The sequence below is a fragment of the Nocardioides marmoraquaticus genome (genome assembly GCF_054777915.1).
Window position 1 is genome coordinate 1 of sequence record NZ_BAAHAA010000052.1, and the last position, 1,281, is coordinate 1,281.

The 1,281-nt window shown below is 67.4% G+C and carries 2 protein-coding genes; both read right to left on the bottom strand.

Going from position 1 to position 1,281, the window contains the following annotated elements; all coding sequences use genetic code 11:
* A partial coding sequence (locus ACYU8I_RS18825; protein WP_460843871.1) for an IS3 family transposase occupies nucleotides 1-881 on the bottom strand: 881 nt, incomplete at its 3' end.
* Between the two features lie 47 nt (nucleotides 882-928).
* The gene (locus ACYU8I_RS18830; RefSeq protein WP_460843873.1) at nucleotides 929-1,216 is read right to left on the bottom strand and encodes a transposase; all 288 of its coding nucleotides are present in this window, start codon (nucleotides 1,214-1,216) and stop codon (nucleotides 929-931) included.
* Nucleotides 1,217-1,281: the final 65 nt, after the last annotated feature.

Here is a 1,281-nt window from a genome sequence, read left to right on the forward strand (position 1 = left end):
CGTTGACCTGTAACCGGTTTCCCGGACGGTTCTGGTGTGGTGATTATGCCGCCGGGACGGCGGCGGTGTGAACGCTCGAACTCGATGGGTGATCGGTAGTCGAGTCCGGAGTGCCTTCGGACCGGGTTGTAGAACGCTTCGATCCATTCGAACATCGCCGAGGCGAGCTCGGCGCGGGTCGACCAGAGGCGTCGGTCGAGGAGCTCGATCTGCATCGATCCCCAGAACGACTCCATGAGCGCGTTGTCATAGGCGCAGGCGACCTTGCCCATCGACCCCAGTAGGCCCGCTTCGCGCAGCCGGTGGCCGAAGAGCCACGAGGTGTACTGACTGCCGCGATCCGAATGCAGGACCGTGCCGCCACCAGGTGTCGGACGGCGGCGCATGCGGGCCATCTCGAGGGCGTCGACGACCAGCTCGGTGCGCAGGTGGTCCGCGATCGACCAGCCCACTACCCGACGAGAGAACACGTCGAGCACGACGGCGCAGTAGACCCAGCCCTCGCTGCTGCGGTGCTGGGTGATGTCAGTGACCCAGAGCCGGTCCGGTGCGTCAGCGACGAACTGGCGGTTCACGTGATCGGGCCAGCCATGATCGTGGGCCGCTTCGGAGCGGTGGTGGTGGCGCCAGCGTCGTCGGTGGACCCCGGCCAGGCGCTGGCAGCGCATCAGTCGTGCGACCCGCCGGCGCCCGACGTGGTGGTCCATGCCGAGGACCAGCTCGGCGTGGACCCGGCGGACGCCGTAGGTCGAGCGGGCCGCGGCGTGGACCTTGATGATCGTGTCGAGCAGGTAGGCGTCAGCCACGTCACGCTTGGAGGGACCACGAGTGGCCCACTCGTAGTAGCCCGAGCGGGAGACGCCGAGGATCCGGCACGTCACCGCGACGGGGAACCCGTCCGCGGCGAGCTCACAGACGAGCCGGAACCCTATTTTGGGAGCACGTTCTCCCGAGCGAAGTAGGCACTGGCCCGCTTCAGGATCTCGATCTCCATCGCCTGGACCCGGTTCTCGCGCCGCAACCGGGCCAGCTCGGCCCGCTCCTCCGTGCTCAGGCCGGGCTTGTTGCCCTCGTCGATGTCGGCCTGCGCCATCCACCGCCGCAGTCCTGACTCAGCGATCCCGAGATCCTTCGCGATCTGCGCGATCGGCTTCTCCCGCAACCGCGCGAGCTCAACAGCTCGACGACGGAACTCCGGGTCTTTCGGTGCCGGCATGGCGGACTCCTCTCCGAGACGATCATCGGCTCAGCATTGGTGTCCGGAGAACCGGTTACAGGTCA